Annotated in this window: 6 protein-coding genes; 3 read left to right on the plus strand and 3 right to left on the minus strand. The window is 61.8% G+C overall.

The annotated features are described in order from the left end of the window. Positions 1-100 precede the first annotated feature (100 nt). Complete coding sequence (locus tag PLN84_RS08740) at positions 101-775, minus strand: metal-dependent hydrolase (RefSeq protein ID WP_292386274.1); 675 nt, start codon at positions 773-775, stop codon at positions 101-103. Positions 776-839: 64 nt separating this feature from the next. Further along, positions 840-1,448: a response regulator receiver protein gene (locus tag PLN84_RS08745; RefSeq protein ID WP_292385989.1), complete on the minus strand. Its 609-nt coding sequence runs from the start codon at positions 1,446-1,448 to the stop codon at positions 840-842. Between the two features lie 309 nt (positions 1,449-1,757). On the opposite strand from PLN84_RS08745, the gene glyS reads away from it, so the two are divergent. Further along, positions 1,758-3,488, plus strand: a complete 1,731-nt coding sequence (gene glyS, locus PLN84_RS08750; RefSeq protein WP_292385987.1) for a glycine--tRNA ligase — start codon at positions 1,758-1,760, stop codon at positions 3,486-3,488. After that, positions 3,485-5,767 (plus strand): DEAD/DEAH box helicase, encoded by a 2,283-nt coding sequence (locus PLN84_RS08755; RefSeq protein ID WP_292385985.1) that lies wholly within the window; start codon positions 3,485-3,487, stop codon positions 5,765-5,767. The genes glyS and PLN84_RS08755 overlap by 4 nt, the downstream gene beginning before the upstream one ends. Here PLN84_RS08755 and PLN84_RS08760 read toward each other — a convergent pair. Continuing rightward, complete coding sequence (locus PLN84_RS08760; protein WP_292385983.1) at positions 5,764-6,138, minus strand: Sjogren's syndrome/scleroderma autoantigen 1 family protein; 375 nt, start codon at positions 6,136-6,138, stop codon at positions 5,764-5,766. The two genes, PLN84_RS08755 and PLN84_RS08760, sit on opposite strands and share 4 nt — an antisense overlap. A gap of 66 nt (positions 6,139-6,204) precedes the next feature. On the opposite strand from PLN84_RS08760, the gene PLN84_RS08765 reads away from it, so the two are divergent. Further along, on the plus strand, positions 6,205-6,458 hold a 254-nt coding region (locus PLN84_RS08765), incomplete at its 3' end, for a UPF0147 family protein (RefSeq protein WP_348532011.1).

Consider the following 6,458-nt stretch of genomic DNA (forward strand, 5'->3'; position numbering starts at 1 on the left):
GGGCTTCGTGACACGGACCGTTGCGCCCGCCAGGGAGGCGTACTCTTGAAAAGTAGGGCAGGGGTCCAGTTGCAGGCGGCAGGAGCTCATCCTGCCGCCGTTACGTTTCAGGGCTCTCGGGACCAATCTCGATGCTCTCCGCCGGCGAGAGGATCCTGACCCGGATCGCCGTCGTCCGCTCGATGGCCTGCTTGAAGTTCTGGAGATCCTGCCGGATGGCCGGGAACGTGTCGTAGTGCATCGGGATCACCAGCCGTGCCCCGGTGTACCGGGCTGCAATCATCGCCTCGTCGGGCCCCATCGTGAAACGCCCGCCGACCGGGAGGAGTGCCACGTCCGGCCGGTAGAGGTCCCGGATAAGCTGCATATCGGAGAAGAGCGCCGTGTCGCCGGCATGATAGACGCTGATGCCGTCCATCGCGATGACGAATCCCGCGGCGGCACCGCCGTAAAAGCCCATGCCCTCGTCCTCCAGCCACGACGAATGGAGCGCGGGCGTCATCGTAAACTGCACGCCGTCGACGGTGATGCTGCCGCCGATGTTCATCGGTTCGGTGGGAACGCCCTTCGATCGGAGGTACTTTGCCACCTCGTTGACGGCGACCGTCTTCTTCGAGAGTTCTGCAGCAATGCCCAGGTGGTCCGCATGGGCATGTGTCACGGCAACGATATCGGGTTCCACGGAGAGCGAGTCTTCCGGGATGAAGGGATCGATGAGGATCGTCCGCGATCCCTCAAGGCAGAAACACGCGTGGCCAAGCCAGGTCAACCTCATGGAGAAGAGATCGGCCTTGCCCATTAAAAAATGTTCAGGGGAGTACAGAGGGTGGACCGGAAGGTTAGAACTCCCCCATATCGATCGCTTCGGTGATGTCGATGGCCTCGGAGAGGCCGTCGTTGGCGACACCGCGCGTCATCAGCTCGGAGAGGTCGCGATCTTCCATCACGTCCCTGATCCGCTCCAGGTACGGGTCCAGGGTGGTATCCCTCTGCTGCTCGATCACGTGACGGTACTCACGGAGCGTGGAAGGGCTCACGTCGAGTTCCTCGCTGATCTCCTTCATGGTCTTCCCCGAATCAAGAAGTTCGGTCATCGATGCCTGATCGAACGGCATCTTGAAGTCGAGCTCCCGGAAGAGTTTGAGGCGGACCCGGGCGCGTGCCACGGTCTTGCTCAGTTTCTCATCGCCGAGCGCTCTCGCAATCTCCGTATCGTTCTTACCGTCGTAGTATGCAACCACGAGCTTTGCGAGTTGCCGCGGGGCGAGTTTGGTCTTGAAATACCCCTGATCGAGGACCTCCCGCATGATCAGGGCAATCTCGCGCTCAACAGCGTCGCGATCCCGGAGCGTACCGTGAACCTTTCTCATCGGCTCAACGATCGTCTTCTTGTTCGTGATGGTCGTGAACAGCTCGAGGAGCTGTTGCTTGCGGGTATCTTCTGCCATGTCCGTGTCTCTCTATCCTGTATTCCACCGTCTGGTTCAGGAGGTCACTCATGATGACCTCGAATATATATACCTTATCCCCAAACCGGGGCGTAACGTTCCCTACATTACAACCGCTAGCATTTAAAACTTACCATATAAATCGCCGGGAGAGAACGATCATTTTGAAGGATGTAACCATATCTTCCGGGATATTGCCGACTGTGGAAAAAAACTTCTCTGTTCACCCCATTTTCCGAAGAATCGTGATCGCCTGCGATAGGAGAACCATTCTTTATTAGCACCGGCGCTCAAATATACTGCAAGACTATGGCCGAGACGAGCGATATTTACGAAAAAGTCATGGAAGTGGCCAGAAGACGTGGTTTTGTCTGGCCCTCATCCGAGATATACGGGTCGGTCGCCGGGTTCATCGATTACGGCCCGCTTGGAGCGATGATGAAGAGGAACGTCGAGAATCTGTGGCGTTCCTACTACGTCTTCCAGGAAGGTTACTACGAGATCGAATGCCCCACCGTCGGAAATGAAGCGATCTTCGTCGCATCCGGCCATGTGAAAGAGTTCGCCGACAAGATGGTGCAGTGTCCGCACTGCGGCGAGTACCTCCGCGCCGATCACATCGCGGCGGAGAACGGTATCGAGAACGCAGGCACGCTCTCGGCGGAGGCTCTCCAGGCAGCGCTCTACGAACTGCCCTGCCCCGCGTGCGAGGAGCGCCTGGGGGAGGCAGGCGTCTTTGCGTTCAACCTGATGTTCGAGACCACCATCGGCCCGGGATCGCAGCGAAAGGGCTACCTGCGCCCCGAGACTGCCCAGGGCATCTTCACCGACTTTTCCCGGCTGCTGCGCTTCTACCGGGACAAGCTCCCCTTCGGCGCGGTCCAGATCGGGAAGTCCTACCGGAACGAGATCTCGCCCCGTCAGGGCATGATCCGGTTGCGGGAGTTCTCCCAGGCCGAGGCCGAGATCTTCGTCCACCCAAACGAGAAGAACCATCCTGCCTTCCACCGCTACGCGGACTATCAGGTTCCCCTCCTCACCATCGCGCGCCAGCTCGATGGCCAGGAGCCGGCCGCAATCACGATGCGCGCCGCGGTCGATGAGGGGCTGATTGCAAACGAGTACGTCGCCTACTACGTCGCGCTCACGCATCGGATCCTGACCGCCATCGGCGTGGATCCGGCGAAACTTCGGTTCCGCCAGCACCTGACCGACGAGCGGGCGCACTACGCGGCCGACTGCTGGGACGCCGAGGTCTACTCCGGCCGCTTTGGGTGGGTGGAGATCGTCGGCATCGCCGACCGCACCAATTACGACCTGCGCTCGCATGCGGCGCACTCCGACACCTCGATGACGGTCTTCATGCCCTACGACGAGCCGAAGAAGGTCGCGAAACGGCGTGTCATCGCCGACATGGGCGTGCTCGGCCCCCGCTACCGCGGCAAGGCGAAGGCTATCGCGGACGCTCTCGCCGCATCCGAGCCGGGAGAGGATGGCGCGCGCGTCACCGTCGACGGCGAGGAGTTCTTCATTCCTGCCGACCTCTATGTGGTCCGGGAAGAAGAGGTGGAGGTCCGCGGCGAGGAGGTGATGCCCCACGTCATCGAACCGTCCTACGGCATCGACCGGATGATCTACGTCGCGCTCGAACACAGCTACGCCGAAGAGGAGGTCGAGGGCGAGATACGAAAGGTTCTCCGGCTCCCGCCGGCGGTCGCCCCGGTCCAGGTCGCTGTCTTCCCGCTGATGAACCGGGACGGCCTCGATGGAATCGCGCAGACGATCACGGAGAGGCTCACCCAATGCCGCATCCTCGCCCAGTATGACGACTCCGGTGCCATCGGCAGGCGTTACCGGAGACAGGATGAGGTCGGGACGCCCTTTGCCGTCACCGTCGACTACGACACGCTTGAGGACAACACCGCGACCGTCAGGGACCGGGACAGCATGGAACAGGTCCGCATACCGGTCGAACGGCTGCCGGAGACCCTCTCCGCGCTCATCTGCGGCGCCACCACGTTCCATGAACTCAAAGCATGACCTACATCTCCCACCCGCTGATCCGGCCGGAGAGCATCGAGGAGAGGCGATACCAGCTCTCCATCGCACTCCGGGCGCTTGACGCGAACACGATGGTCGTCCTCCCGACCGGCCTCGGGAAGACGGCCGTCGCGCTCATCGTCGCTGCATCTCGCCTCTACTCTCACCCGGGCAGAGTGCTGATGCTTGCGCCCACAAAACCTCTGGTCGAACAGCACCTCCGTTTCTTCAAACAGTTCCTGCTCTCCGGGGATGGCTCCGAACCGCAGGAGTCCGATCTTGTGATGTTCACCGGGGAGACTTCCCCGGAGGAGCGGGCCCGGGCCTGGGAGGCGTGCCGGGTCTGTTTTGCCACCCCGCAGGTGATCAAGAACGACTGCCTGGCGGGGAGATACAGCCTCGCCGACGTCGTGCTGCTGGTCGTGGACGAGTGCCACCGGGCGGTGGGGAACTACGCGTATGTCTTTCTTGCCGGGCACTATTGTGCAACGGCGAGCAAGCCCCTGCTGCTCGCGATGACCGCCTCTCCGGGGGGCGACCAGATGAAGGTGCAGGAGGTCTGCACCAACCTTCAGATCAAGACGGTCGAGACCCGGGTGGAGACCGACGAGGACGTCCTCCCCTACATCCACGAACGCAATATCCAGTATGTCGATGTCTACCTGCCCGAAGAACTGCAGGCGGCACTCGTCCTCCTCCGAGGGCTCGTTGAGTCGCGCCTCACCCGGCTCGCGAGCCTCAACTTCCGGGTCCCGAAGCCGGATAAACTCTCGATAAAGGCGCTCAACGCCCTCAATGCCCAGATCCAGCAACGCATCCGGAACCGGGACCCCGCTGCGTTCACCGCGGCATCCCTGCACGCCGAGTGCATGAAACTTCGCCACGCCATATCGCTTGCCGAGACGCAAGGAAGCGAGGCGCTCAAACTCTACCTGACCCGGCTCGGTGCGGAAGGGGCCTCGAGCGCGGGGAGCAAGGCGAGCAAGCGCCTCGTCGGGGATCCTGCCTACCAGCACCTCGTCGAGATCTCCGGCGGCTGGAAGGAGGAACTCCATCCCAAGGTTTCAATCGTCCGCGAGCTGGTACGGGCGCAGCTTGCGGCGCACCCGGATAGCCGGATCATCGTCTTTGCCACCTACCGCGACACCGTCCAGACGCTCGTCGACACGCTCACCGCTGCCGGTATCGCCTGCGAGCGGTTCGTCGGCCAGGCCTCCCGGGACGCAGAGCGGGGGCTCTCGCAGAAGGAGCAGATCGCGAGCCTCGCCCGGTTCCGCGAGGGTGAGTTCAAGTGTCTGGTCGCGACATCCGTCGGTGAGGAAGGGCTCGACGTCCCCTCGACGGATATGGTAATCTTTTACGAGGCGGTCCCCTCGGAGATCCGGAGCATTCAGCGGAAGGGGAGGACCGGGAGGAGCGGCAGCGGCACGATCGTCGTGCTGGTGACGAAAGGCACCTCCGACGAGACGTTCCGGTACGTGAGCCAGACCCGAGAACGGGCGATGGTGACGGGGATCAGGAGCATGAGCTCTGCGCCTGCCCCCTCTCCCGCTCCGGCCCCTGAATCCGTCTCCGCCCCTCCCCTCCCATCCATCCCGGCCGCCACCAGACAGGTGGAGATCCTCGCGTTTGCCCCGGCAGGGCCGGCGATCACCGTCGACGACCGGGAGACGTCGTCACGCGTCGCGGGGCGCCTGCACGAACTCGGGGCGTCGATAACGCTCGAACGTCTTGAGTTCGGCGATTACGCCATCGGCGACCGTATCCTTGTCGAGCGCAAGACCGTGCAGGACTTCATGAATACCCTGATCGAACGGGACCTCTTCGGGCAGCTCCGGGCCATGGCCGATGCGGCGGCGCGGCCGATCCTGATCATCGAGGGGGAGGACGACCTCTATGCGGTGCGGAATATCCACCCGAACGCCATCCGGGGCACGCTTGCCGCTATCACGGTGGACATGGGGATCGCGCTGATGCGCACAAGGGATGCGGACGATACCGCCGAGATGCTTTACGTCCTCGCACAGCGGGAGGGGGGCGAGCGGGGGGAGCGGAAGGTGCATCCGAAGAAGTCTTACCGGTCGATCCGCGAAGAGCAGGAGTATGCGCTTGCAGCATTCCCGAATATCGGCTTGAAAAGCGCACGGCTCCTCCTCGAACACTTCGGGTCGCTCAAGGCGATCATCGGCGCCAACCTGGAAGAACTGGCGTCCGTGCATGGGATCGGGGAAAAGACCGCACACGGCATCTGGGATCTTGCCCGCAGGCCGTACCGTTAACGCAGTCGTTTGAGCGCTTTTGTGCCCCGCTCGACCGCCATCATCAGGGTTAGGCACTCATCGGCTCTCTGCTCAATCCGGATGCGCTCGCAGAGGTGGACAATCGTCTCTTCGAGTTCCCCGGCAACCCGGCCCTGCGGCCCCGGGGCGGCCGCCGCCTGTGCGGGAGACTGCGTGGGTTCCAGGGTCCGGGCAGGCGGCTCCCCGGCGGGAAGACCCTCGTTAGACATATTCTCCGGGCAGATCACGCACTGCGTCTCTCCCTTGTACTCAAACAGGGGGTACCCGCAGACATTACAGGATTTTGCGAGCATCTTTCCTCCCTTCAGGAGATACTCTGCCATGACTTCGTCAGCCTTATCAGCCGTCATTCCGTTGAACTCCCTTAATCAACTTATATATGTCTGGATGCCATTAATAATAAAGGGGTAAATCCGATGGCAAGTCCCGAAGAAACAATACGGATCTGCATCCAGATGTTGCAGAATATCAACGAAGATTCAACCATTCCACGCAACATCCGTCGCGTTGCAGATGAGACGAAATCGATTCTGCAGGACGAATCAAAGTCGATCGGCCTCCGCGCCGCAACCGCAATCTCCATGATCGATGAGATCAGCAACGACCCGAACATGCCGGTCCACGCCCGGACCCGGATCTGGGAACTGGTATCGCAGCTGGAGACGGTACC

It is taken from the genome of Methanoculleus sp. (assembly GCF_035363275.1).
Taxonomy (GTDB): domain Archaea; phylum Halobacteriota; class Methanomicrobia; order Methanomicrobiales; family Methanoculleaceae; genus Methanoculleus.